Consider the following 23,338-nt stretch of genomic DNA (forward strand, 5'->3'; position numbering starts at 1 on the left):
CGGACCATGCGGCGGTTGCGACTGGTTGGGGTGCTCGGGACGGCCCTGTTGATCGCGGGCCTGACGCTGCCTGCGGCTGCCCAGAAGCGCTACCCCTCGAGCGCGGGCGAGCTTTCGGTCGAGACCGTCGCAAGCGGGCTCGAAAACCCCTGGGGCCTCGCCTTCCTGCCGGATGGACGCATGCTGGTCACCGAGCGGCCGGGCCGGTTGCGGCTCGTCGAGACCGATGGCAAGCTATCACGGCCGATCACCGGCCTGCCGAGCGTGATGGCGCGCGGGCAGGGCGGTCTGCTCGGCATCGCGCTCGATCCCGCCTTCGCCCAAAACCGCCTCGTCTATCTCTCCTTTTCCGAGCCGCGCTCGGGCGGCAACGGCACCAGCGTCGCGCGGGGCCGGCTGAACGAGCAGGGCACGGCGTTGACGGCGGTTGAAGTCATCTTCCGGCAGATGCCGACGATCAGCTCCAACATGCATTTCGGCTCGCGCCTCGTCTTCGACCGCACGGGCGCGCTCTTCGTCACGGTGGGCGATCGCTACAGCCAGCGCGACCAGGCACAGAACCCGGCCAATCATATCGGCAAGATCATCCGTATCCGGCCGGAGGGCGGGACGCCTGCCGACAACCCGAAGAAAGACGGCTGGGCGCCGGAGAACTGGTCGATCGGCCATCGCAATGTCCAGGGCGCGGCGCTGCATCCCGAGACCGGGCAGCTCTGGACAGCGGAGCACGCGGCGCGCGGCGGCGACGAGGTCAACACGCCCAAGGCCGGGCTGAACTATGGCTGGCCGGTCATCACCTATGGCGTCGACTATTCCGGCGCGAAGATCGGCGAGGGCACGGCGAAGCCCGGCATGGAGCAGCCGCTGTTCTACTGGGATCCGTCGATCGCGCCGTCCGGCGCCGCCTTCTATACCGGGCCGGTCTGGCCGGCCTGGAGGAACTCGCTCTTCGTCGGAGCACTCGCCGGGCAGATGCTGGTCAGGCTCTCCACCGAGGGCGAGAAGGTGACGGGCGAGGAGCGCCTGCTCACCGATATCGGCGCGCGCATCCGCGACGTCGTCCAGGGACCGGACGGCTTTATCTACCTGCTCAGCGACGATGCCGACGGAAAGGTGCTGCGGGTGCGGCCGGCTCGCTAGGCGCCGGTCACGGCCCGCAATCCCATTCGCGCTCGATGACGAAGACCTTGCGGGTCGCGAGGCTGCCGTTCGGATCGTAGAGATCGCCGACATAGTATTCGGTGCCGGCGGCGTCATGGGCGCTGCGCTCGACCTGGAGCGACCAGCCGTAGCCGACCTGCTTGCCGCCCTGCCAGTTGCGATGAACGGCGCTCGGCGAAGCCGCGGAGAGGATGCGCGCGTTCTCGTCGCTCGGGCTGCAGGTCGGGCCGGCGAGGGCTGTAGCGGGGGCGAGCACGAGGCCGCAGAAAATCAGTGCCGTCTTTTGCAAGGCAGTCGGTCCTGTCAAAGGGAGATGAGTAACGGCGCTCAGGCCTTGGCGTGGAAGATGAAGAAGGCACCGGCGGCGATCAGGGCAAAGCCGACCGCATGGCTCCAGGTCAGCGATTCCTTCAGCCAGAACACCGAGAAGCCGGCGAAGACGGTCAGCGTGATGACCTCCTGCATGGTCTTGAGCTCGGCCGCGGAGTAGACGGCGGAACCGATGCGGTTTGCCGGCACGGCCAGCATGTATTCCGGCAGGGCGATCATCCAGCTCGCGAGGATGGCGAGCCAGATCGCCGTGCTCTTGTAGCTGAGATGCCCGTACCAGGCGAAGGTCATGAAGATGTTGGAGCCGAACAGCATGGCGATCGGCAGGAGATGGGCCATTGAGAGCGAGGGCATGCCGGAGGCCTTCTGCGCGGCGGTGGGAACAGGTTGGATGCGTTCCGGCGTTCAGCCGAAGCGCAGCTTCATGGTGATGATGGCGAGAACAAGCAGCAGGGTCAGCGCATTGGCCGCGATGACCGGCCAGGACAGGATCTGGATGCCATAGCTCAGCCAAAGCGCGGTGCCGGTTGCGAAGAGCCCTTGCGTCCACAGCGAGATCGCGCGGGTGTCGCGGGTGCGGATGGTCCGCCAGGCCTGCGGCAGCCAGCACAGGCTGGTCAGCGTGGCGGCGGCGAAGCCGAGGAGTTCGACAGCGGCTGGCGACATGGCGGGCGAATCGCGGAAGGGATGCTGGCTCCCCCATAGCCGGATTCGCTTCTTCGTGCCGCCATTCTCGATGGTTAACCTCCCTTAACCACAGCGGCCTAGTTTCGCGTCTTTCAAGCGATTCGGTGGAGACCCATGCGCGCAATCACATTGGCCTTGCCCCTCATCCTCCTTGCCTCCGCCGCCTCGGCGCAGGGCGGCTTCCAGTCCTGCCTCAATGGCTTGCGGTCGGCTGCCGCCGCCAAGGGCGTCTCGGGCGCGACCTTCGACCGGGCCATGGCCGGCGTCGAGCCGGACATGAAGATCATCGAAGCCATGAACAACCAGCCGGAGTTCAAGACGCCGATCTGGGATTATCTCGGCACGCTGGTCGATGAGGAGAAGGTCGCGGAGGGCCGCTCGATGCTGCGCCAATACGCCTCCGTCTTTGCCGCCGCCGAGCGGCGCTTCGGCGTCGACCGCCACACCATCGCCGCCGTCTGGGGCGTCGAGAGCGATTTCGGCAAGGCGCGTGGCAAATGGCCGCTGGTGCAGTCGCTCGCGACGGGCGCCTGCCTGGCGCCGCGCCGCAATGCCTTCTTCAAGGGCGAGCTGATCGCGACGCTGCAGATCATCCAGCGTGGCGACGTCAGGCCCGAACGGCTGTTCGGCTCCTGGGCCGGCGCCTTCGGGCATACCCAGTTCATCCCCTCGACCTATCTCAGGCTCGGTGTCGACGGCGATGGCGACGGCCGGCGCGACCTTGTCGATTCGATCCCCGACGCGCTGCATTCGACCGCGAATTTCATGGACAAGGCCGGCTGGGTCACCGGTGCGGCCTGGGGCTACGAGGTGCGCGTGCCGGACGGCTATCGCGGCGCGGCCGGCCGCAATCCGAAGCGTCCGCTGTCGCATTGGGCGGCGCAGGGCATCGTGAAATACGACGGCTCGCGGCTCGACGGCCATGGCAATGCCGGGCTCCTGATGCCGGCGGGGCGCAACGGGCCGGCCTTCCTCGTCTTCAAGAACTATGACGCCGCCTACAGCTATAACGGCGCGGATTCCTACGCGCTCGCCATCTCGCTCCTGTCCGACCGCCTGCGCGGCCGGCCGGGCGTGCAGGGCAACTGGCCGACCGACGACCTGCCGCTGTCGCGCGAGCAGCGCCGCGAGCTCCAGCGCCTGCTGATCGCGCGCGGCTACAATGTCGGTGAGCCGGATGGCGCGGTCGGTTCGCTGACGCGCGCTGCGATCAAGGAGATCGAGGCGAAGATCGGCATGCCCCAGACCGGACGGCCGGGCGAGAAGGTGCTGCGCGCGCTCAAGGGCGGGCGGGTCTGACCTTGCAGAAAACGGGTGGCGCCGCGGGAGGGCTTGAGAAAAGCCTTCCCGCCGCATCTGAAGCCTCCGGAGACGCCATGACCCGCCGCCTGATTTCCACCGGCTCGCCCTTCGAGCGCAGTTTCGGCTATTCGCGTGCCGTGATCGACGGCGATCTCATCTTCGTCTCCGGCACGACCGGCTATGACTATGCCACGATGACCCTGCCGGAAGATGCGGCGGAGCAGGCGCGCAACATCTTCCGTACGATCGGAACCGTGCTGGAGGAGGCGGGTTCCTCGCTCGCCCATGCCGTCAGGGCGCAGTATTTCGTCACCGATCGCAGCTATTGCGAGCCGGTGCTCGCCGTCTGCGGCGAGTTCTTCCGCGAGATCAGGCCCGCTGCCGGCATCTACGTCGTGGCCGGGCTGCTCAAGCCGGAAATGAAAATCGAGATCGAGGTCACGGCGCGCTTGCCGAAGGCCTGAGGGCGCCACGCTCCGAACAGGGCAGGGCTGCATCGCGGCGCTTGCGCGCGCGCTGCAGCCCCCGTAATCACCCGCCAACGCAAACACGCGACGAGGCGAGGCGATCCATGGCGACCCACAAGCTCCTGCTGCTCCCCGGCGACGGCATCGGCCCCGAGGTGATGGGCCAGGTCGAGCAGATCGTCTCCTGGTTCGGGAAGCAGGGCCTCGGCTCCTTCGAAATCGAGAAGGGCCTTGTCGGCGGCGCGGCCTATGACGCGCACAAGCAGGCGATCTCCGAAGGCGACATGAAGCTCGCGCAGGACGCCGACGCCGTGCTGTTCGGCGCGGTCGGCGGACCGAAATGGGCCGACGTCCCCTATCAGCACCGTCCGGAAGCCGGCCTTTTGCGCCTGCGCAAGGATCTCGGCCTGTTCGCGAACCTCAGGCCCGCGATCTGCTATCCGGCGCTGGCCTCGGCCTCCTCGCTCAAGCCCGAGGTCGTCGAGGGCCTCGACATCCTGATCGTGCGCGAGCTCACCGGCGGCGTCTATTTCGGCGAGCCCAAGGAGATCGTCACGCTGGAGGACGGCTCGAAGCGCGGCATCGACACTCAGGTTTACACCACGCCCGAGATCGACCGGATCTGCCGCGTCGCCTTCGAGCTCGCCCGCACCCGCCGCAACAAGGTCTCCTCGGCCGAGAAGCATAACGTCATGAAGACCGGCGTGCTCTGGAAGCAGACGGTCACCGCGCTGCATGCGGCCGAATACAAGGATGTCGAGCTGGAGCATGTGCTCGCCGACAACTGCGCCATGCAGCTCGTGCGCTGGCCGAAGCAGTACGACGTCATCGTTTGCGACAACCTGTTCGGCGACATTCTGTCGGACGTGGCGGCGATGCTGACCGGCTCGCTCGGCATGCTGCCTTCCGCCTCGCTCGGCGCCGAGGACCCGGCTACGGGCAAGCGCAAGGCGCTCTACGAGCCCGTCCATGGCTCGGCGCCGGATATCGCCGGCAAGGGCCTCGCCAACCCGATCGCGATGATCGGCTCGTTTGCCATGGCGCTGCGCTACTCGTTCGGCGCGGGTGAGGCGGCCGACCGGCTCGAAGGCGCGATCGCCGACGTGCTGGGCTCCGGCACCCGCACCAAGGACATCGCGGCTGATGGCGCCAACGCCGTCTCGACCAGCGAGATGGGCCAGGCGATCATCAAGGCGCTGGAAGCGCGCGGCTGATCTACCGGACGTGACGAGGGAGAGAAATTCTCTCTCCCTCGTGAATTGCCGTTACCCCGCTTTCGTGGCCTAACAACCGCCAACGAAAACGGAGTATGTCCGTCATGCTGATCAAACGCCGTGCCGGCTGGGACATGCCGGAAAACCAGGCCACGCCCGAGAGCGTGTTCCTCAATCGCCGCCAGCTGATGGCCGCAGGCGCTGGATTGATCGCAGGAGCGGCATTGCCGGGTGCCGCCGCGGCGCAGTCAGCCGATCCGACTGTTGATCTCTACCCGGCCAAGCGCAACGCCGCCTATGTGCTCGGCGTGCCGCAGACGGCGGAAGAGGACGCGGCGAACTACAACAATTTCTACGAATTCGGCATGTCGAAGGACATCGTCGATGCTTCGAGGCGCCTCGCCACACGTCCCTGGAATATTCAGGTCGACGGCCTCGTCGAGAAGCCTTTCGAGATCGGTTTCGACGATCTCATCCGCAAGCTGCCGATCGAGGAGCGGCTCTATCGCTTCCGCTGCGTCGAGGCCTGGGCGATGGCAGTGCCGTGGACCGGTATCCCTCTCAAGTCCTTCGTCGCGCTGGCGAAGCCTCTCTCGGGCGCGAAATATATCCGCTTCGAGACCTTCATGAACCCGCGCGTCGCGCCGGGGCAGAACCAGCGCTGGTATCCCTGGCCTTATACGGAGGGGCTGACGATCGCGGAGGCGACGAACGAATTGCCGCTGCTGGTCACCGGCATCTACGGCAAGCCGCTGCCGACGCAGCACGGTGCGCCGATCCGCCTGATCACCCCGTGGAAATACGGCTTCAAATCGGTGAAATCGATCCGCAAGATCAGCTTCGTCGCGGAACGCCCGAAGACCTTCTGGGAGGGCTTGCAGGCCTCGGAATACGGCTTCTGGGCTAATGTGAACCCGGCCGTGCCGCATCCGCGCTGGAGCCAGGCGAGCGAGCAGATCCTGGGTTCGCGCGAGCGGCGCCCGACGCAAATCTATAACGGCTATGGCGAGCAGGTCGCCGGGCTCTACAAGGGGCTGGAGGGCGAGAAGCTCTTCATGTGACGGCAGGGCATTCGGCAGGTTTCGGGTGCCGTCTCCTGCCGCTGCCGTGCTAGACCTCATGCCATTCCAAGCCGGAACGACACGAGTCGAGCATGGCCAACCAGCATTTCCATCTGTTCGAGACCACGATCGGCCCCTGCGCCGTTGTCTGGGAGGGGGAGCGCTTCATCGGCGCGCAACTGCCCGAGCGCGACGAGGCGGCCGCCCGCAAGCGCCTGGAGCGGCGCTTCCCTGAGGCTGACGAGACGGAGGCTGAAGGCTTCGTCGCGGAAGCCGTGACCGGGATTCGCGCGCTGTTCGACGGCGAGAAGCGCGACCTCTCCCATCTGCCGGTGGCGCTGGAGAACGTCTCCGAGTTCAATCGCAAGGTCTACGAGGTCGCGCTCGCCATCCCGCATGGCGAGACGTTGACCTATGGCGAGGTGGCACAGCGTATCGGCGACCCCGGCGCGGCGCGGGCCGTCGGCGTCGCACTCGGCCAGAATCCCTGGCCGATCATCGTACCATGCCATCGCATTCTGGCGGCAGGTGGCAAGACCGGTGGCTTTTCGGCCGAGGGCGGCGTCGAGATCAAGCTCAGGATCCTGACGATCGAGAAGGCGCGCACCAGCGCCGAGCCCAGCCTGTTCGATGCCCTGCCGCTGGCGGCCCGGCCCGGGCGACACTGATGAGTGGGAGGCCCCCGGCCTCGCAGCTTGAAATCGCGCAATGTCCCCCTTGCGGCTCCGCTGCTTGCGTGGCCGTGGCTGCGGCCTCTACTGTTCCGGCCTTTCCACCCTCCACTGGGGACTATCATGGCCAAACTGAAGCTCGCCGTCATCGTGGGCAGCAACCGCCGCGAATCGATCAACCGCAAGCTGGCTGAGGCGCTGGTGAAGCTGAGCGCCGGCGCCTTCGACGCGACCATCATCCAAATCGACGACCTGCCGATGTTCAACCAGGACCTGGAGCCGAACCGGCCGGAATCGACCCTGCGCCTGAAGCGCGAGATCGAGGCCGCCGACGCGATCCTGATCGTCACGCCCGAGCATAACCGCTCGATTCCCGCGGTGCTCAAGAACGCCATCGACTGGGCCTCGCGCCCCTATGGCAAGAATTCCTGGGCGGGCAAGACCGTCGCGGTCACCGGCACCAGCGGGGGCGCCGTCGGCACGGCCGTCTCCCAGAACGAATTGCGGATGATCCTGACCAACCTCGCCGGAGTCGTCGTGGGTGGTCAGGTCTTCGTCACCTTCAAGGACGATCTGGTCGACGCCCAGCACAACGTCACCAACGAGGCCACGCGCGGCTTCCTGCAGGGCTTCATCGACAATTTCGCCCAGATCGCCGGCAAGCTCGCCGCCTGATCGACGCCAGCGTCGCGCTGCCGCCAAGGCGTCGCCCTTCTGGGCGGCGCCTTTCTCATTTCCGGGGATGTGGGGAGGCAGGCAGGCTGACGGAGATCCCAGCCTCCACGCAAAAAAAGAGCCGGCGTCCCCGAGGGGAGCCGGCTTTAAAAGTTTGAAACATCTGGCGAAACCGCCAAACATCTCAGAGGGGAACGGCTGAAACGAACTCAACGCCGGGAGGAGATTGCGGAGCCCGTTTCGAACAACCGTGAGTTCAATATCGGGCATGACCTGCCGTTTTGCAATGCAACATATCTTGGGTCCGCCATGCAGTGACTGCATGAACCAAGGGCAGATGGCGTGAATTTGAGCCTAAATGATTGAGAAATATGCGTTCATTGCAGGATGAGGCCTGCGCGGGAAAGTTGCAGGTCCCGCGAAAACCGGCATTTCGTCCGCTCCTGAACAGTTTTCAGGCGAACTGTCCGAATATGGCGCATGCGAAACGCGGGAATGGTCACAAAACCGCCAGAATCAAATCGGGCGCCTTGCGGCGCCCGATTCTTCGCGGAGACAGGAGAAATCAGTAGGTCCAGCGCTGGGCCTTCTGGATGAGGAAGTCGCGGAAGACCTGGACGCGGGCGACCGACTTCATCTCCTCGGGATAGACCAGATAGCTTTCGAGCTGCGGCATCTCGGTCTCGCGCATCAACTGCACGAGGGGCGAGCCGGTTTCGATCAGGTAATCCGGCAGCACGGCGATGCCGGCGCCCGAATCCACCGCGCGCTTCATCGCGGTGATATTGTTGACCGTCAGATGGATCGGCCGCGGATTGCGCTGGTCGCGCCCCATCGTGCCGAGCCAGTGCACCGCCGTCAGGTAGGACGGCGAGGTGCCGCCGAAGGAGAGGATGCGGTGGTTGTCGAGATCGTCGTAGCTCTTGGGCTCGCCGAAGCGCTTCACATAGGCCGGCGAGGCGTAGACGTGGAAGTGCACCGTGAAGAGCTTGCGCTGGATCAGGTCCGGCTGCTGCGGCTGGCGCAGGCGGATCGCGATATCGGCCTCGCGCATCGACAGGTCGAGTTCCTCGTCGGTGAGGATGAGCTCGACCCTGATGTCGGGATAGAGATCCAGGAACTCGGCGAGGCGAGGCGTCAGCCAATGGCCGCCAAGGCCGCGCGTCGCCGTGACCTTGAGCTCGCCCGAAGGATGCTCGCGCGTCTCGGAGAGCTGCGAGCGTGTCCGCTCCAGCCGCTGCGTCATCTCGCGCGCCGCTCGCCAGAGCAGCTCGCCCTGCTCGGTCAGGATCAGCCCGCGCGTATGCCGGTGGAACAAGGGCGCGCGCAGCTCTCGCTCGAGCGCCCCGATCTGCCGGCTGACGGCCGATTGACTCAAGCCGAGAACATCGCCAGCTTTTGTGAAGCTGCCTGACTCCGCGACCGTATAAAAGATTCTAATGCGGTCCCAATCCACCGCGCTTCCCCCGCTATGCGTTTTTTGCATGATGGGGGATAAAGGCGTGGTGCGTCAATGTCTGTGTGGCAGAAGTCTGCGTTATTCGCCGTGAATCTGGTGACGCAACCCATCAGAGTCAGTGATGGGTTGCGCCAAAGGCTTCATTCCGCTGCTTCGCGGCGATCCAGCGCGCTGGCGGCGAGCCAGCGTTCGGCATCGAGCGCGGCCATGCAGCCCAGGCCGGCTGCCGTCACCGCCTGGCGATAATGCTCGTCGGTGACGTCGCCGGCGGCGAAGACGCCCTCGACATTGGTCCGGGTCGTGCCGGCCTCGACGTCGAGATAGCCGGATTCGTTCATGGCGAGCTGGCCGACGAAGAGCTCCGTCGCCGGCTTGTGGCCGATGGCGATGAAGACGCCGTCGGTCTTAAGCTCGCTCTCGGTGCCGGTCTTGAGGTTCTTCAGGCGCAGATGCGTGACGTTGGGCGGGGTGGTGCCGCCGCAGATCTCGGCGATCTCGCTGTCCCAGACCACCTCGATCTTCGGGTGCTTGAACAGGCGCTCCTGCATCACGCGCTCGGCCCGGAGGCTGTCGCGGCGATGGATCAGCGTGACCTTGCTGGCGAGATTGGCGAGATAGAGCGCCTCTTCCACGGCGGTGTTGCCGCCGCCGACGACGGCGACCTCCTTGTTGCGGAAGAAGAAGCCGTCGCAGGTGGCGCAGGCCGAGACGCCGAAACCCTGGAAGGCCTGTTCGGAGGGCAGGCCCAGCCACTTGGCCTGGGCGCCGGTGGCGATGATCAGCGCATCGCAGGAATAGGTTTCGCCGCCGTCGCCCCAGAGCCGGAACGGGCGCTGCGAGAGGTCGACGCGGGCGATATGGTCGGAGACCATGCGGGTGCCCATGTGCTCGGCCTGGGCGCGCATCTGTTCCATCAGCCATGGGCCCTGGATGACGTCGGCGAAGCCCGGATAGTTCTCGACATCGGTGGTGATCATCAACTGGCCGCCAGCCTGCAGGCCGGAGATCAGCACCGGTTCCATCATGGCGCGGGCGGCGTAGATCGCGGCGGTGTAGCCGGCCGGGCCGGAGCCGACGATCATGACGCGGGCATGGGTGTGGGCCATCGTCTCAGTTCCTCTCCTGCGGGCTTGGAGCCGCAGTCTCGATCCGTCAGATACGCAGGCGTAGCACCGAAACAAGAGCGGCCCGGTTCAGGAGCCCGTGAACCCCAACGTCGCCCGGTGGCGCAGCCAGCCTTGCCGTATCGCATCGGCTATGATCGGCGTTGAGTCTATCGGTTCGTAAGCCTCGCCTTCAAGGCGTCCACAGAAGCGATGCACAACGCCCTCGCGTTCCAGCGCCGAGACCAGCGCCGCGATCTTGGGATGGCCGCCCGTGGGCTCGAAGACCAGGACGGGCTGGCCCGCCGCCGCCGCCTCGCCGATCATGTTGGTGGAGTCGGCCGTCACGACCACGGCATCGGCATTGGCGAGCAGGGCGAGATAGGGATTCTCGTCCGTACCGTCCCACCACCAGCCGCCATGCTTGGCGAAGACCGTGGCGACGGCAGCTGCCAGTGCGGGCGAGGTGCGTCGCGAGGGCGAGCCCATCAGGCTCGCGCCTGAGCTGGCGAGCGCGTCGAGCTGCCCTGCCAGGCGCTCGCTATCGGCCGGGGTGAAGCGGTGATGCCGGCTGTCGCCGCCGACGAGTACCGCGACACGCGGCTTGCGCAAGCTCGCGATGGCCGCAGGCGGCGCGACGCGGGCGGCGGCGAGCCTCCCGGGCGTCAGGCGATGCGGCGAGGTCGTGGTGGCCAGGACGTTGTCGCCGCGCAGCCGGTCATGGCCGGAGACCCAGATCAGATCGGCCGTGCCGGGGCCGGTGCGCGGATCCTTGAGGAAGACGGTGTAGGTCGCGCCGTTCGAGGCCTGCTTCAGGGCGCGCAGATAGGCGACGGCACGCCTGCCTGACGCGATGGCGATGTCGGGGAAGGGGGGCTTGAGCGGGCTTGCCGGGCGGTCCGGCGCCTCGCGCGGGTCGATCGGCCCGCGCGGCATCAGCCAGGCCCAGGGCCGGCGGGGTTTCACGCGGCGGATTTCGGGTACGACGCCCAATCGCTCGGCGACGCCCAGGCACTGGAGTTCGTCGCCGGCCTTGCCGTCGGTGAGGACCCAGACGGTCGGCTCCGGATTGTCGTGCATGGCGGTCTGGGCTCGTGGCATGCGCCTTGTATCGCTTGGCCGCGCCGTCTACACCAGCGCGACCTTCACGCGGGAATGTTCGTTGCGCCCCAAACTCGACGATATCGACCTGCGCATCCTGCGCGAACTCCAGGCCGATGGGCGCATGACCAATGTCGAGCTCGCCAGCCGCGTCGGCATCTCGCCGCCGCCCTGCCTGCGGCGCGTCCGCGCGCTGGAGGAGGCCGGGCTGATCCGCGGCTACCATGCCGATCTCGACGAGCGGAAACTCGGCTTCGAGGTGGTCTGCTTCGCATTCGTGCATCTGGCGAGCCAGGCCGAGGCGGATCTCATCGCCTTCCAGGAGCGGATTCGGAATTGGCCGACGGTGCGAGAGTGCTGGACGCTCTCGGGCGATATCGACTTCTCCCTGAAATGCGTCACGGCGGACCTGAAGGCCTTCCAGGATTTCGTCTCGGAGCTGACTGCGATGCCGAATGTCCGCAATGTCCGCACCGCGCTCGCCCTCGACCGGGTCAAGGACGAGCCGATCGTTCCCTTCGGCTGACAGCCGCGTCCTCAGCCCGCGAGATAGTGTCTGATCCACCAGGCATTGTTGCGGGCGAGCGCCCTGAGGCGAAGCGGGTCGACATCCGCCACTTGCGGATTGCCGGCGCCGCTCGACGATTCGGTGGAGCGGATCGGGTAGCTGGCGAGCGGCCGGCCGCTGCGGTCGTAGAGCGTGGCCGTGCTTTCGAGATAATCGTCGCTGGCGCCTGAGAAGCGACCGCCCCGGATATCGCTGGCGAGCCAGAGGCGGCCGATGGTGACGACGAGCCGGGTGCCGGCGCCGCGCTGCAGCGTCGGCCCCAGAATCTCGGTCAGGGTTTTCGCCAGTTCGGCCTTCACCATCGGCAGGTTCGGCCCCCACGCCTCGACGACCGAGGGCAGGGCCTCGACCCGGATGGTGCCGACCGCAGTCCCTTGAGCCGCAGCGGGTGAAATGGCCGGCGCCAGGGCCAGCGCGGTGGCGCCGAGCGCGGACGCCAGAACATGTCGACGCGTCATCATGGTCGGATCTCCGAAAAAGCCTGTCGCTTCAATGTAGGTGCGGAGCGGCGATAGTCCATGGCCGCGGCCTTCGCGTCGATCATGCCCGGGGGTGGTTGCCAAGTCGTGTCGAAATGCGGCCTATCGAGGCGGGGGAGACGCGCGGTCCGTCGCGCGCGGCAGACAAGAGGGCGCTATCGTGGATCGCTGGTTGACGGAGTTCGTGAAGCTCTGGGTCGTGATCGACCCGATCGGGACGTTGCCGGTTTTCCTGGCGGTCACAGCGGGCTTGAGCGCCTCTGCTGCGCGGCGCATCGCATTGCACGGCTCACTCGTCGCCTTCCTCGTGCTGCTGTTCTTCATCCTGCTCGGCCAGGTGCTGCTGTCGGCGATGGATATCGAATTGAGCTCCTTCCAGATCGCCGGGAACATCGTGCTGTTCCTGTTCGCGCTGACGATGATCTTCGGCGAATCGAAGCTGGAGGAGGACCAGAAGCTGCTGCGTTCCTCGGATCTCGAAAAGGCGGTCTACCCGCTGGCCATCCCCAGCATCGCCAGTCCGGGCGCGATGCTGACCGTCATGACCGTGACCGACAATTCGAGATTCAGCCTCGCCGAGCAGGCCGAGACCATCGGCCAGATCGCGATCATCTTCGCACTCATGCTCGTGCTGCTGTTTTGCGCCTCGCGGATCATCGCGGTGATCGGCAATGCCGGCGCCAGCGTCATCAGCCGCGTGATGGGGCTGATCCTGGCGAGCGTCGCCGTGGACGGCATCATCAAGGCGATGCGGGACGTGCTGGCGGGGTAGAAGCGCCGTCATGCTCGGGCGAAGACCCGAGCATCTCTGGCCGAAGAAGGCTCCTATGCCTCCCTTTCATGAGATTCTCGGGTCTGCGCTGCGCTTCGCCCGAGAATGACGTTCATTTCAGCGGAAGACGACGCTGACGACTTCGTAGGACTTGCCGCCGCCGGGCGTGTTGACCTGGACGGAATCGCCGACCTTCTTGCCGATCAGCGCGCGCGCGATCGGCGAGCCGATCGAGACCTTGCCGGACTTCACGTCCGATTCCGGTTCGCCGACGATCTGGTAGCTCTTCTCTTCCTCGGTATCGTCATCGATCAGCTTGACCGTGGCGCCGAACTTGATGGTCTCGCCGCCGAGCTTGGAGACGTCGATGATGTCGGCGCGACCGATCAGCGATTCGAGTTCCATGATCCGGCCCTCGTTGAGCGACTGGGCTTCCTTGGCCGCGTGATATTCCGCGTTCTCGGAGAGATCGCCCAGCGCGCGCGCTTCGGCGATCGCGGTGATGATGCGCTGGCGCTGGACCTGCTGACGGTCTTTCAGCTCGGCCTCCAGGGCAGCGAAGCCGCCCGCGGTCATCGGAACCTTTTCCATTCTTTCCGTCCCATAAGCTCCGAAAGCGCGGCCCGCCGGCGGCATATCGACCGCCGGTTCCCGCGCTTCCGCTCAGTATCCGAATTCGCGACGAACGGCCTGTCAGGCCGCGCGTTCGAAATACGACTGCAAGGATCGTACTTCGAGATCGCCGCTGCAATAGGCCTTGATGCCCTCCGCCGCCGCGATCGCGCCTGCCAAGGTGGTATAATAGGGCACCTTGTGCAAGAGGGCGGTGCGCCTCAGCGGACGGGAGTCCGCAAGAGCCTGTGGCCCCTCGGTGGTGTTGAAGACGAGCTGGATCTCGCCGTTCTTGAGCGCGTCGACGACGTGCGGGCGCCCCTCCAGGACCTTGTTGATCTTGGAGGCCGCGATGCCCTGCTCCTGCAGGTGGCGCAGCGTCCCGCCGGTGGCGAGGATGCGGAAGCCGAGATCGGCGAGGATGCGGACCGCCGGCAGGATGCGCGGCTTGTCTTCGTCGCGCACGGAGACGAAGACCGTGCCCTTGACCGGCACCTTCGAACCGGCGCCGAGCTGGCTCTTGGCGAAGGCCGTGTCGAAGGAGCGGTCGAGGCCGATGACCTCGCCCGTCGAGCGCATCTCCGGCCCCAGCAGGACGTCGACGCCGGGGAAGCGCGCGAAGGGGAAGACAGCCTCCTTTACGCCGACATGGGCGAGCTTTGGCGGTTTCAGGCTGAAGCTCGCGAGGCTTTCGCCGGCCATGACGCGCGCCGCGATCTTGGCCACGGGCACGCCGATCACCTTGGCGACGAAGGGCACCGTGCGTGAGGCGCGCGGGTTGACTTCGAGCACGTAGATATCGCCGTCCTTGATGGCGTACTGAACGTTCATCAGGCCGCCGACGTCGAGCGCGAGCGCCATCGCCTTGGTCTGGCGTTCCAGTTCGGCGATGGCCTCGGCCGAGAGCGAGCGCGGCGGCAGCGAGCAGGCCGAATCGCCGGAATGGATGCCGGCTTCCTCGATATGCTCCATGATGCCGGCGACGAAGACATCCTTGCCGTCGCAGAGGCAGTCGACATCGACCTCGATAGCGTCCGACAGGTAGCGGTCGAACAGCAGCGGGTTCTTGCCGAGCACCGTGTTGATCTGGCCGGTCTTGTCGTTCGGGTACTTGGCCTTGACCTCGGAGGGGATCAGCGAGGGCAGGGTGCCGAGCAGGTAGTCCTCGAACTGGACCTCGTCGCGGATGATCGCCATGGCGCGGCCGCCGAGCACATAGGAGGGCCGCACGACGAAAGGCAGGCCGAGCTCGGAGACGATGATGCGGGCCTGCTCCACCGAGTAGGCGATGCCGTTCTTCGGCTGCTTGAGGTGCAGCTTGTCGAGCAGGCGCTTGAAGCGGTCGCGGTCCTCGGCGAGGTCGATCATATCAGGCGAGGTGCCGAGGATCGGGATGCCGGCCTCTTCCAGAGCGTTGGCGAGCTTCAGCGGGGTCTGGCCGCCGAACTGGACGATGACGCCCATCAGCGTGCCGTTCTGCTTCTCGGTCTCGAGGATCTCGAGCACGTCTTCCGCCGTCAGCGGCTCGAAATAGAGCCGGTCGGAGGTGTCGTAGTCGGTCGAGACCGTCTCCGGATTGCAGTTGACCATGATGGTCTCGTAGCCGGCGTCGCGCAGCGCGTAGCAGGCGTGGCAGCAGCAATAATCGAACTCGATGCCCTGGCCGATGCGGTTCGGCCCGCCGCCGAGAATGACGATCTTCTTGCGGTCGGAGGGATTGGCCTCGTCGGCGGCCTTGCCGGCGAAGGGCATGGCGTAGCTCGAATACATATAGGCGGTCGGCGAGGCGAACTCGGCCGCGCAGGTGTCGATGCGCTTGTAGACCGGGCGGACCTCCAGCGCGCGGCGCAGCGTCCTGACCTCGGCCTCGGTCTTGCCGGAGACGGCGGCGAGGCGCTTGTCCGAGAAGCCCATCGCCTTGATCTGGCGGAAGGCGCCGGGTGTGGTCGGCAGGCCGATCCGGCGGATCTTCTCCTCGGTCTCGACCAGCTCGCGCATCTGGGCGAGGAACCACGGGTCGATCTTGCAGCTCTCGTGAATTTCCTCGTCGCTGAAGCCGGCGCGCATGGCCTGGGCGACCTGGAGGATGCGGTCCGGCGTCGGCGTCGAGATCGCCGCCTTGATGGCGTTGCGGTCGTCGCCCTTGCCGTAGCCCTCGATCTCGATCTCGTCGAGGCCGTCGAGCCCGGTCTCCAGCGAGCGCAGCGCCTTCTGCAGCGATTCCTGGAAGGTGCGGCCGATCGCCATGGCCTCGCCGACCGACTTCATCGCGGTGGTCAGCGTCGGCTCGGAGCCCGGGAACTTCTCGAAGGCGAAGCGTGGGATCTTGGTGACGACATAGTCGATCGTCGGCTCGAAGGAGGCCGGGGTCGCGCCGCCGGTGATGTCGTTCTCGATCTCGTCGAGCGTGTAGCCGACGGCAAGGCGCGCCGCGACCTTGGCGATCGGGAAGCCCGTCGCCTTCGAGGCGAGAGCGGAGGAGCGCGAAACGCGCGGGTTCATCTCGATGACGATCATGCGCCCCGTGGCGGGATCGATCGCGAACTGGACGTTCGAGCCGCCGGTCTCGACGCCGATCTCGCGCAGCACCGCCAGCGAGGCGTCGCGCATGATCTGGTATTCCTTGTCGGTCAGCGTCAGCGCCGGGGCGACGGTGATCGAATCGCCGGTATGGACGCCCATCGGATCGAAATTCTCGATCGAGCAGACGATGATGCAGTTGTCCTTCTTATCGCGGACGACCTCCATCTCGTATTCCTTCCAGCCGAGCACGCTCTCCTCGATGAGGACCTCGCTGGTGGGGGAGGCGTCGATGCCGCGCTCGACGATGTCGATGAACTCGCCCTTGTTGTAGGCGATGCCACCGCCGGTGCCGCCCATGGTGAAGGACGGGCGGATGATCGCCGGCAGGCCGATATCCTCAAGTGCGTCGAGCGCCTGGCCGAGCGTCTTGATGTGGTGCGAGCGCGGCGTGTCGAGGCCGATCTTGGTCATCGCCTCGCGGAAGAGCTCGCGGTCCTCGGCCTTGTCGATCGCCTCGGCGGTGGCGCCGATCATCTCGACGTTGAACTTCTCGAGCACGCCCATCTTCTTGAGCGAGAGCGCGCAGTTCAGAGCGGTCTGGCCGCCCATGGTCGGCAGCAGCGCGTCGGGGCGCTCCTTCTCGATGATCTTGGCGACGATCTCGGGTGTGATCGGCTCGACATAGGTCGCGTCGGCCAGGTCCGGATCGGTCATGATCGTCGCCGGGTTCGAGTTGACCAGGATGATCCGGTAGCCCTCGGCCTTCAGCGTCTTGCAGGCCTGGGTGCCGGAATAGTCGAACTCGCAGGCCTGTCCGATGATGATGGGGCCGGCGCCGATGATCAGGATGGACTTGATGTCTGTGCGCTTGGGCATGATCTCGACCGGTCTTGGACAGGCGCGCGCAAGGCTGCTCCGGTCGGGCGAGCGGAGCCGTGCGAGCGTCTGAATGAATGCTAGGCGCTCGCTATAGACGGCGAAGGCCGCGGGGGAAAGCTAAAAGGAGCGGCACGGCCAGATGTGCACGGCTTCGTCATGGCACTTGCCAGGCGCGGGTATCCTGTGAAAGTTATGTTATAACATTTCATATCAAGGTGTCTCCGATGCGTCATTTGCCCGTCACCGTCCTGTCCGGCTTCCTCGGCGCCGGCAAGACGACCCTTCTCAATCACATCCTGAACAATCGCGAGGGCCGCAAGGTCGCGGTCATCGTCAACGACATGAGCGAGGTGAATATCGATGCCGATCTGGTGCGGGAGGGCGGCGGCCAGCTCTCGCGCACGGACGAGAAGCTGGTCGAGATGAGCAATGGCTGCATCTGCTGCACGCTGCGTGACGATCTGCTTGCCGAGGTGCGCCGTCTCGCGGGGGAGGGGCGGTTCGACTATCTTCTGATCGAGGGAACGGGCATCGCCGAGCCGCTGCCGATCGCCGCGACCTTCGAATTCCGCGACGAGAAAGGGCTTTCGCTGTCGGATGTCGCCCGGCTCGACACGATGGTCACGGTGGTCGATGCCGCGAGCCTGCTGCGGGATTACGGTTCGCGCGATTTCCTGCGTGAGCGCGGTGAGACGGCAGGCGAGGGCGACGAGCGCACGCTGGTCGACCTCCTGGTGGAGCAGATCGAGTTCGCCGATGTGGTGGTGCTGAACAAGATCTCGGACGCCTCGCCCGAGCAGTGCGAGGCCGTCAGCAGGATCGTGCGCGCGCTCAACCCGGATGCGCGGCAGATCGAGGCGGATTTCGGCAAGGTGCCGCTCGATGCCGTGCTCGATACCGGGCTGTTCGACCATGAGAAGGCGCAGGAACATCCGCTCTGGCACAAGGAGCTCTACGGCTTCAAAGACCATGTGCCGGAGACGGAGGAGTACGGCATCGCCTCCTTCGTCTACCGGGCGCGACGCCCGTTCCATCCCGAGAAGTTCAATGCTTTCCTGGAGCGGACATGGCCGGGGCTGATCCGCGCCAAGGGGCATTTCTGGCTGGCAACGCGGCCGGACTGGGTCGGCGAGATGTCGCTCGCCGGCAGCATCTGCCGCACCGAGGCGATGGGCTTCTGGTGGGCGGCCGTGCCGCGCTCGCACTGGCCCGACCATCCCGAATGGAAGGCGATCCTGAACCGCAACTGGCATTCCGTCTGGGGCGATCGCCGGCAGGAGCTGGTCTTCATCGGCACTGAACTCGACGAGGCGGCGATTCGCGCCGCGCTCGATCTCTGCCTCGTGGGCGACGCCTTGCCGCTGCGCTTCAACCCGGAGCGCTATCGCGACCTGCCCGATCCGTTCCCGGCCTGGCGGCGGGCGGAGGCGGCCTGAACCCCTGCCGCACCGTCTCAGCTTCGGGCCGGCGCGGCTGCCTCCGAAAGGGGCGGCACGCGCTTGGCGGCGCGCTTGCGATAGAGGGTGAATGCGAGCACCGCGAGCGCTGCGACCTCGCAGGCGGCGCCGACGAAGCCGAGCGGCCAGGTGCCGACATGGCGCATGACCTGCTGGCCCAAAGCCGCGCCCGCCGCGATGCCGAAATAGAGCGCGGAGGCATTGAGCGAGAGCGCGACCACGGTGGCATCCGGCGCCATCGCGGCCAGCCGCGACATCTGCGAGGGGTGGCCGGCCCAGCCCGCCGCGCTCCAGACCAGCAGCACGAAGGGAATCGGCCAGATCGCCAGCGCCGGCGGCAGCCCGACCGCGATGATGGAGGCGGTGGCGAGCGCCGCGGCCAGAATCGTCAGCACGACGGTGAGCGTGCGCTCGGGGCCGAAGCGGTCGCTGGCGATGCCGCCGAGCTGGTTGCCGATGGCCGAGCCGATGCCGGAGACGACAAGCGTCGCGGCGAGCCAGGGGCCGGTGATGCCGGCATGGTTGGTCAGGAAGGGGGCGATATAGGTGTAGAGAACGAAGGCGCCGGTGGTCCACAGCATGGTCGTGGCGAGCGCCAGCAGCACGTCGCTGCGGCCCGCGACCTGGAGCCGCTCGCGCATCGTGTTCGTGCTATGCGGCAGGCCCCTGGGCAGCTTGACCAGAAGGCCCGCCAGCGAGAGCGCGCTCAAGCCCGCCACGATCAGGAAGGCGAGGTGCCAGCCGCCGAAGCCGACCACGGCCGTGCCGATGGGGATGCCGAGAATCAGCGATACCGTCATGCCGCCGGTGACGAGCGCGATGGCGCGTCCGCGCCGCTCGGGGGCGGAGACCGCGACGGCGACCGCATTGGCGGCGGGCATGAAGACGCCGGCGGCGAGCGCCATCACGATCCGGGCGGCCATCACCACCCAGAAGTCCCCGGCGAAGGCGGCGCCGAGATTGGCGAGGCCGAAGACGGTCATCGCGCCGACCAGCACCGTCTTGCGGTCGGTATCGCCGAGGATGGTGGAGAGGATCGGCGAGCCGATGGCGTAGGCGAGCGCGAAGATCGAGATGAGCAGGCCGGCTGTGTCGACGGAGACGGAGAGGCCGGAGGCGAGATGGGGCAGGATGCCGGTGACGATCAGGCTGCCCGTGCCGATGGCGAAGGCGCCGCCGGCGAGCGAGAGAAGGCGCGTATCCATGGGAATGATCCTTGCGGATGATCGCTGTTTCGAAAGCACGGTTCGAAATTCAAGGATCGTTGAAATAAACCTGCCTCGCAATTACCACAAGGGTAATTTCAATGAATGTTGAATATTGTCAGGAGCGGTCGCATCGCCTATCCCGGATGCCATGAAGCCGGTTTTCCACCCCGATATCGAGGATGTCGCGCCCGCCGACGTGTTCGCGGCGCTGGCCGACCCGATCCGGCTCGGCATCCTCGTCGCGCTGGCCGAGGTCAGCGAGGTCGACAAGGCGCGCTGCAGCCATTTCACTGCGCTCGCCTCGCCCTCGCTGCTCTCGTACCATTTCGCCAAGCTGCGCGAGGCTGGGATCACCCGCATGCGGGTGGAGGGGACCTCGCGCTATCTCAGCATCCGGCGCGACGAGTTGAACCAGCGCTTCCCGGGGCTCATCGCCAGCGTGATCGAGACCGCCCGGCGGGACCCGAATCTGCCGCGTCTCGGGCCGGAATGGCTTTCCGGCAGCGACGAGGCGTAGGGGCAGACGTCGCCTCGTTGACAGGCATCCGGACAGGTTTAACGTCATCGTTTCCGCGATGGCGTCGAGCCGGTTCGCGATACGGCACCGGCCACGCTCGAACCCGAGGAGGATGGCCATGCGTGCTGCCGACCCTCAGAAACTCGATACTTTGGTGGAGCGTCTCGTCGGTGATGTCGGAGCTTCCATCACCGGCGCTCTGATCGTGCTGGGCGACCAGCTCGGCCTCTACAAGGCCATGGGGGATGGCGAGCCCGTCACCTCCCAACAGCTGGCGCAGAAGACGGGCCTCAAGGAGCGCTATCTGCGCGAATGGCTCGCCGGTCAGGCCTCGGCCGGCTATGTCGATTATGACGAAGGCAGCGACAGCTTCAGTCTGTCGCCGGAGCAAGCCATGGCCTTCGCGGAGGAGGACAGCCCGGCCTTCTTCGCCGGGGCCTTCGAAATCATCCAGTCGATGTGGCTCGACGAGCCGAAGGTCGAGGAGGCCTTCCGCAACGGCTCGGGGCTTGGCTGGCACGAACACAGCAAGTGCCTGTTCCGCGGAACCGAGCGCTTCTTCCGTCCGGGCTACAATGCGCATCTGACGGCGGAGTGGATTCCGGCGCTCGATGGCGTCAAGGCCAAGCTCGAACGCGGGGCGACCGTCGCCGATGTCGGCTGTGGGCACGGCTCCTCCACCATCCTGATGGCACAGGCTTATCCGCAATCGCGCTTCTACGGCTTCGACTATCACGGGCCGTCGATCGAGCGGGCGCGCGAGGCGGCGGAGAAGGCCGGTGTTGTCGACCGCATCACTTTCGAGCGCGCCTCGGCCAAGGACTTTCCGGAGCGGAAATACGACCTCGTGACGATGTTCGACTGCCTGCACGACATGGGCGACCCGGTCGGGGCAGGAAAGCATGTGCGGGAGTCGCTGGCCAAGGACGGGAGCTGGATGATCGTCGAGCCCTTCGCGCATGATCATCTCAAGGACAACCTCAACCCGGTCGGGCGGATCTTCTACGGGGCATCGACGATGATCTGTACGCCGGCCTCGCTCTCGCAGGAGGTCGGGCTGGGGCTAGGCGCGCAAGCCGGCGAGATGCGGCTGCGCAAGGTCGCGATGGATGCGGGCTTCCAGCATTTCCGCCGCGCAACCGAGACGCCGTTCAACATGGTGTTCGAGGTCAGGGCCTGAGGCTGCCTGATTGACAGCGGGGCGCCGGCGCTGGAGCGCGCCGGCCATATCGGCATTGTCCACTGCGGGAGCGCGGCAGCGGGTTGAGTTCCCGAGGCAGTAATGCAATGTTATATCATTGCTTAATCGCCTTGGAGTTTCCCGTGCCTTCCTTCCGTTTCGCTGCCGCTGGCCTCGCCGGCTGCCTGCTCGCCTCGGCGGCTTTCGCCCATGACCATGCGCCGCTGCGCGGGCGGTTGATCTTCGCCGATCACGAAAAGCCAGTGGTTCGCATCCTCGATCTCGACAGCGGCGAGGTCACTGATAGCTTCGACGTGCCGAAGGCCAATCCCGGTTTCGCCGGCGTCTCCGGCGGGCGCTATGTCGTGGTGAAGACCGGGGACGAGGCCGGCACGCTTGGTATCCTCGATACCGGGCTGATCGCGGAATCGCATGGCGACCATGTCGATCTCGACAAGGCGCCGCCGAAGCTGCTCGATTTCGCCGTGAAGGGCGACCGGCCGGCGCATGTGCTCTCCGGCCATGGCCAGCTCGCGCTGTTCTTCGACGGGCTGCGGCCCTGGGAGGGCAAGAGCGAGCCGAAGGCGGTGCTGGTTGCGATCGACAGCCTCGCCAAGGGTAAACCCGGTGTCACGATCTGGCCGAGCCCGGCGCCGCAGCACGGCATCGCGGTGCCGCTCGGCAACCGGCAATGGCTGATGTCGATCCCCAACCCCGCCTATGCCAGGGGTGACGACCGCAGCGCCTCCTCGCGACCCAACGGCTTCGAGATTCTCGAGCAGGGCAAGGACTGGAAGCGGGTCGCGCTGTTCGACGATGCCGGAAAGCCCGATGCCTCCTGCAAGCTCTTCCACGGCTCGGCCGAAGCGCGGGGGCGCCATGTTTTCGGCTGCGCCGAGGGCGAGGGCGGTGGCCTGCTCGTGCTGGCAAAGGCCGGGCAGGGAACCGCCGCGGCATGGAGCGGGCGCAAGCTCGGCTATCCCGACGAGCGCCGTGTCAGCGCGCTGAAGTCGCGAGCCGGCGGGCGCTATCTTGTCGGCAATTACGGGCTGAAGGCGCCGTATGACGCGCTGCTGCGGATCGATCCGGATGCAAAGGCGCTCAAGGCGGACGATGTGCTGGCGGTGCCGGGCGGGCAGGCTGTCTGCCAGTTCGAACTGAGCGGTAATGGCAGCCGCCTCGCCAATCTGACGCCGGACGGCAAGCTCAGGATCTACGAGATCGCGCCGGCCTGGAAGGAGCTCGCGGCCTTCGATGCCGTTGCCGCCTTCGACTGCGCTTATGGAGCCAAGACCCCGACGCCGAACCTCGCCGTGATCGGCGGCAGCGTCTTCGTCAGCGATCCCGCCAATGGGCGCATCCGCGAATTCCATCTGGATACGTTGAAGCAGGGGCTCGACATGCCCGTCGGTGGCATGCCGGCCAATCTGGCTGGCAGCGACGCCGGCTGACGGGCTTCCGCGAACCCACGGCATCCTCTAGGAAGCGCGGATGCCGCTTCGCCAGTATCCGCGCCAGTTTCGCCAGCTCGCCGCCTATGTCCTGGCCGGCGGGCTGACCGCAGTCGCGCATTACGGCGTACTGATCGGACTGGTCGAGCTCGGCCGCATCGATCCCGTGCCGGCGACGCTCGCCGGCTTCATCGTCGGCGCGCTGGTGTCCTACGCGCTCAATCGCTGGATGACCTTCGATGCGACCCGCAGCCATGCCCAGGCCGGCTGGCGCTTCGCCCTGATCGCGGCCGGCGGCTTCGTGCTCACCGGCATCCTGATGCATCTGTTCGTAGCGCGGGCGGGGCTGCCCTATCTGCCGATGCAACTGGTCACCACGGGCGTGGTGATGGTGTTTTCCTTCCTCGGCCACAAGTTCTTCAGCTTCGCGGACAGGGCGGCGTGAGGCGACAGGCTCGCAC

General features: G+C 66.3%; 24 protein-coding genes. 14 read left to right on the forward strand and 10 right to left on the reverse strand.

Going from position 1 to position 23,338, the window contains the following annotated elements; genetic code table 11:
• Positions 1 to 6: 6 nt before the first annotated feature.
• On the forward strand, positions 7 to 1,140 hold the full coding sequence (locus AC1RLU_RS03980; protein ID WP_492793978.1) for a PQQ-dependent sugar dehydrogenase: 1,134 nt from the start codon (positions 7 to 9) through the stop codon (positions 1,138 to 1,140).
• Between the two features lie 7 nt (positions 1,141 to 1,147).
• Here the strand turns inward: AC1RLU_RS03980 and AC1RLU_RS03985 are convergent, their stop codons facing one another.
• From AC1RLU_RS03985 to AC1RLU_RS03995, 3 genes are read right to left on the reverse strand one after another with little or no spacing between them, the layout of a single operon-like run.
• Positions 1,148 to 1,450, reverse strand: coding sequence for a hypothetical protein (locus tag AC1RLU_RS03985; RefSeq protein WP_091856336.1), 303 nt, complete (start codon positions 1,448 to 1,450; stop codon positions 1,148 to 1,150).
• Between the two features lie 38 nt (positions 1,451 to 1,488).
• Positions 1,489 to 1,845, reverse strand: a complete 357-nt coding sequence (locus AC1RLU_RS03990) for a DMT family protein (protein ID WP_061969331.1) — start codon at positions 1,843 to 1,845, stop codon at positions 1,489 to 1,491.
• 51 nt (positions 1,846 to 1,896) lie between these two features.
• Complete coding sequence (locus AC1RLU_RS03995) at positions 1,897 to 2,157, reverse strand: SemiSWEET family sugar transporter (RefSeq protein WP_061969329.1); 261 nt, start codon at positions 2,155 to 2,157, stop codon at positions 1,897 to 1,899.
• A gap of 135 nt (positions 2,158 to 2,292) precedes the next feature.
• Here AC1RLU_RS03995 and AC1RLU_RS04000 point away from each other — a divergent pair, with 135 nt between their 5' ends.
• The 6 genes from AC1RLU_RS04000 to AC1RLU_RS04025 all read left to right on the forward strand — a co-directional run bounded on the left by AC1RLU_RS04000 (position 2,293) and on the right by AC1RLU_RS04025 (position 7,568).
• Positions 2,293 to 3,477 (forward strand): lytic murein transglycosylase, encoded by a 1,185-nt coding sequence (locus AC1RLU_RS04000; protein ID WP_142112792.1) that lies wholly within the window; start codon positions 2,293 to 2,295, stop codon positions 3,475 to 3,477.
• Positions 3,478 to 3,554: 77 nt separating this feature from the next.
• Entirely contained in the window at positions 3,555 to 3,944 is a 390-nt protein-coding gene (locus tag AC1RLU_RS04005; protein WP_492793979.1) for a RidA family protein, read from the forward strand.
• A gap of 107 nt (positions 3,945 to 4,051) precedes the next feature.
• The gene (gene leuB / locus AC1RLU_RS04010; protein ID WP_492793980.1) at positions 4,052 to 5,161 is read left to right on the forward strand and encodes a 3-isopropylmalate dehydrogenase; all 1,110 of its coding nucleotides are present in this window, start codon (positions 4,052 to 4,054) and stop codon (positions 5,159 to 5,161) included.
• A gap of 104 nt (positions 5,162 to 5,265) precedes the next feature.
• Positions 5,266 to 6,222 (forward strand): protein-methionine-sulfoxide reductase catalytic subunit MsrP, encoded by a 957-nt coding sequence (msrP, locus tag AC1RLU_RS04015; RefSeq protein WP_492793982.1) that lies wholly within the window; start codon positions 5,266 to 5,268, stop codon positions 6,220 to 6,222.
• Positions 6,223 to 6,314: 92 nt separating this feature from the next.
• Complete coding sequence (locus tag AC1RLU_RS04020; RefSeq protein ID WP_061969321.1) at positions 6,315 to 6,890, forward strand: methylated-DNA--[protein]-cysteine S-methyltransferase; 576 nt, start codon at positions 6,315 to 6,317, stop codon at positions 6,888 to 6,890.
• A gap of 126 nt (positions 6,891 to 7,016) precedes the next feature.
• The gene (locus AC1RLU_RS04025) at positions 7,017 to 7,568 is read left to right on the forward strand and encodes an NADPH-dependent FMN reductase (protein ID WP_061969319.1); all 552 of its coding nucleotides are present in this window, start codon (positions 7,017 to 7,019) and stop codon (positions 7,566 to 7,568) included.
• Between the two features lie 565 nt (positions 7,569 to 8,133).
• Here the strand turns inward: AC1RLU_RS04025 and AC1RLU_RS04030 are convergent.
• The 3 genes from AC1RLU_RS04030 to AC1RLU_RS04040 form a co-directional block, all read right to left on the reverse strand.
• Positions 8,134 to 9,024 (reverse strand): LysR family transcriptional regulator, encoded by an 891-nt coding sequence (locus tag AC1RLU_RS04030; RefSeq protein WP_061969317.1) that lies wholly within the window; start codon positions 9,022 to 9,024, stop codon positions 8,134 to 8,136.
• Positions 9,025 to 9,167: 143 nt separating this feature from the next.
• Positions 9,168 to 10,133 carry a thioredoxin-disulfide reductase gene (gene trxB, locus AC1RLU_RS04035; protein WP_113584635.1) on the reverse strand — a complete coding sequence of 322 codons (966 nt, stop codon included), beginning with the start codon at positions 10,131 to 10,133 and terminating at the stop codon, positions 9,168 to 9,170.
• A gap of 87 nt (positions 10,134 to 10,220) precedes the next feature.
• Complete coding sequence (locus AC1RLU_RS04040; RefSeq protein ID WP_492793985.1) at positions 10,221 to 11,231, reverse strand: mitochondrial fission ELM1 family protein; 1,011 nt, start codon at positions 11,229 to 11,231, stop codon at positions 10,221 to 10,223.
• 61 nt (positions 11,232 to 11,292) lie between these two features.
• Here AC1RLU_RS04040 and AC1RLU_RS04045 point away from each other — a divergent pair, with 61 nt between their 5' ends.
• The gene (locus AC1RLU_RS04045; protein ID WP_492794319.1) at positions 11,293 to 11,757 is read left to right on the forward strand and encodes an Lrp/AsnC family transcriptional regulator; all 465 of its coding nucleotides are present in this window, start codon (positions 11,293 to 11,295) and stop codon (positions 11,755 to 11,757) included.
• Positions 11,758 to 11,768: 11 nt separating this feature from the next.
• Here AC1RLU_RS04045 and AC1RLU_RS04050 read toward each other — a convergent pair whose 3' ends face one another.
• Positions 11,769 to 12,260 (reverse strand): hypothetical protein, encoded by a 492-nt coding sequence (locus tag AC1RLU_RS04050; RefSeq protein WP_113584637.1) that lies wholly within the window; start codon positions 12,258 to 12,260, stop codon positions 11,769 to 11,771.
• A gap of 178 nt (positions 12,261 to 12,438) precedes the next feature.
• On the opposite strand from AC1RLU_RS04050, the gene AC1RLU_RS04055 reads away from it, so the two are divergent.
• Entirely contained in the window at positions 12,439 to 13,050 is a 612-nt protein-coding gene (locus tag AC1RLU_RS04055; protein WP_492793987.1) for a MarC family protein, read from the forward strand.
• Between the two features lie 117 nt (positions 13,051 to 13,167).
• On the opposite strand, the gene greA is transcribed toward AC1RLU_RS04055, so the two are convergent.
• The gene (gene greA / locus AC1RLU_RS04060) at positions 13,168 to 13,641 is read right to left on the reverse strand and encodes a transcription elongation factor GreA (RefSeq protein ID WP_061969309.1); all 474 of its coding nucleotides are present in this window, start codon (positions 13,639 to 13,641) and stop codon (positions 13,168 to 13,170) included.
• Positions 13,642 to 13,743: 102 nt separating this feature from the next.
• Positions 13,744 to 17,061: a carbamoyl-phosphate synthase large subunit gene (carB, locus tag AC1RLU_RS04065; protein ID WP_492793989.1), complete on the reverse strand. Its 3,318-nt coding sequence runs from the start codon at positions 17,059 to 17,061 to the stop codon at positions 13,744 to 13,746.
• Between the two features lie 227 nt (positions 17,062 to 17,288).
• Here carB and zigA point away from each other — a divergent pair, with 227 nt between their 5' ends.
• A complete protein-coding gene (zigA, locus tag AC1RLU_RS04070) occupies positions 17,289 to 18,500 on the forward strand; it encodes a zinc metallochaperone GTPase ZigA (RefSeq protein ID WP_492793991.1) in 1,212 nt (403 codons plus the stop codon).
• Between the two features lie 17 nt (positions 18,501 to 18,517).
• Here zigA and AC1RLU_RS04075 read toward each other — a convergent pair whose 3' ends face one another.
• Positions 18,518 to 19,726, reverse strand: coding sequence for an MFS transporter (locus AC1RLU_RS04075; protein WP_492793992.1), 1,209 nt, complete (start codon positions 19,724 to 19,726; stop codon positions 18,518 to 18,520).
• A gap of 151 nt (positions 19,727 to 19,877) precedes the next feature.
• Between AC1RLU_RS04075 and AC1RLU_RS04080 the strand changes: the two genes are divergently transcribed.
• The 4 genes from AC1RLU_RS04080 to AC1RLU_RS04095 all read left to right on the forward strand — a co-directional run bounded on the left by AC1RLU_RS04080 (position 19,878) and on the right by AC1RLU_RS04095 (position 23,322).
• A complete protein-coding gene (locus AC1RLU_RS04080) occupies positions 19,878 to 20,246 on the forward strand; it encodes an ArsR/SmtB family transcription factor (RefSeq protein ID WP_082617545.1) in 369 nt (122 codons plus the stop codon).
• Positions 20,247 to 20,364: 118 nt separating this feature from the next.
• Positions 20,365 to 21,426 carry a class I SAM-dependent methyltransferase gene (locus AC1RLU_RS04085; protein ID WP_492793995.1) on the forward strand — a complete coding sequence of 354 codons (1,062 nt, stop codon included), beginning with the start codon at positions 20,365 to 20,367 and terminating at the stop codon, positions 21,424 to 21,426.
• Positions 21,427 to 21,569: 143 nt separating this feature from the next.
• Complete coding sequence (locus tag AC1RLU_RS04090) at positions 21,570 to 22,877, forward strand: hypothetical protein (RefSeq protein WP_492793996.1); 1,308 nt, start codon at positions 21,570 to 21,572, stop codon at positions 22,875 to 22,877.
• Positions 22,878 to 22,917: 40 nt separating this feature from the next.
• The gene (locus AC1RLU_RS04095; RefSeq protein ID WP_142112771.1) at positions 22,918 to 23,322 is read left to right on the forward strand and encodes a GtrA family protein; all 405 of its coding nucleotides are present in this window, start codon (positions 22,918 to 22,920) and stop codon (positions 23,320 to 23,322) included.
• The last annotated feature ends 16 nt before the right edge of the window (positions 23,323 to 23,338 follow it).

It is taken from the genome of Allobosea sp. GW822-FHT05A11 (assembly GCF_058800455.1).